The organism is Moorena sp. SIO3I6 (genome assembly GCF_010672095.1).
This window is the reverse complement of the sequence record NZ_JAAHHU010001222.1, coordinates 1-1535: the sequence shown is the minus strand read 5'-3', so window position 1 is coordinate 1535 and position 1535 is coordinate 1. Positions and strand designations below refer to the sequence as shown.

The 1535-nt window shown below is 48.5% G+C and carries 2 protein-coding genes; one reads left to right on the top strand and one right to left on the bottom strand.

Annotated features, from left to right (window positions below; genetic code table 11):
• Positions 1–461: 16S rRNA (cytosine(1402)-N(4))-methyltransferase RsmH (gene rsmH, locus F6K49_RS47900; RefSeq protein WP_293109632.1), on the top strand; the 461-nt coding region annotated here is incomplete at its 5' end.
• A gap of 5 nt (positions 462–466) precedes the next feature.
• Here rsmH and F6K49_RS47895 read toward each other — a convergent pair.
• Positions 467–1535, bottom strand: a 1069-nt coding sequence (locus tag F6K49_RS47895; protein WP_293109629.1) for a cytochrome P450, incomplete at its 5' end; no start/stop codon positions are given.

Here is a 1535-nt window from a genome sequence, read left to right as displayed (position 1 = left end):
TAGCGGATGTTTTTTATAAGTATGGGGAAGAACGGTTATCCCGGCGGATGGCACGGCGGATTGTAGAGAAGCGTCCGTTTCAGACAACCACTGAATTAGCCAATGCGATCGCATCTTGTGTTCCCCCTAAATACCGCTATGGCAGAATTCACCCAGCGACTCGGGTGTTTCAAGCCCTACGGATTGTGGTCAACCAGGAACTTGAGAGCCTCGAAACCTTTCTCGACATTGCCCCCCATTGGCTGAAACCAGGAGGAAGACTTGGAATTATCAGTTTTCACAGCTTGGAAGACCGGATTGTTAAGCACAAATTCCGGGAGTTGTCAACGAATTGCTCACTATTGCGAGTGCTAACCAAAAAGCCAACTGTAGCACAAGCTGAAGAAATCCAGCATAATCCTCGTGCTCGCTCCGCTAAGCTCAGATTCGCAGAGCGACTAGAGCTGAGCATTCAAGACTAACAAGTCTAAGCTCTCGATTCAGTTCTCGAAACAAAACGAATCGGCATGCGATCGCGGGGAAATACTGTCAAATACTGATTAACATCTTCTAGAGAATCTCGGCCATTTACGAGTTCCCAGTTAAAATGACGGAGGAGTAAAGACAACATCACCGTTGCTTCTAAAAGTGCTAGAGATGCGCCTAAACAAAAATGAGATCCTCGGGAAAATCCAAACAGGAGGGGGAGTGGCTGTTGGTCAGTTTCCTTTTGCAGCCATCGCTCTGGACGAAATTCTTCCGGTTTTGGAAACATCTCAGGATCCTGTCCCGCAGCCCAGAAAAAAGGTTCGACGCCTACATTTTTCGGCATCTTGACCCCATCCAATTCTGTCTCTTGGGTCGTGACTAGGGGGATTCCGGTGGCCACTGGATGGAGTCGTAACGCTTCCTTGACCACAGCTTCTATATAGTCTAAATGTTTCAAAGTAGAAAGATTTAGCTCCCCTTCCTTCTCCCAGGCTTGATCCACAGCCTGTTGTGCGGCCTGAAAGACTCCAGGATTAAGCCCCAATTCGCCGACTGCAAAGGACATGGTATGAGCCGTAGTGTCATGACCTGCAAAGATCAAGGCTCGGGTCTCGGCCATCAGGGAGTCTTCGTCATGCTGGGGGTTTTTAGCAAATTGAACCAACATCGAATCCCGAAACGACGAACTGACTGATGGGGATTCGGCCTCAGAAGCCCTGGCCACTTGCAACGCCATCGCGACCCGAGGTTTTAAATTCTGTTGTAAATAATCTTGAGCCTGTCGGTATTCTCGCCCTTCTGAGGTAGGGAGAAACTTAAACCATCGACTGCGACCTGCGGTCTGCAAAAGTACATGTTTTTCGAGGACTGCAAGAGCTGCATACAGGCGCTTGGCATCGAAGGGGGGTTCCCCTGGAAAGTTTGAGGTTTTATCAAAGGTAACACCTAGGAAAAAGTAGGCAATGATATTCATGGTCAAGTCCACAAATAAGGGATCAACTTGAACCTCTTTGCCTGTTTGAGCCGAGCTTTGAAGTTGTGTGATGACTTGCTGACACCCCTGACGA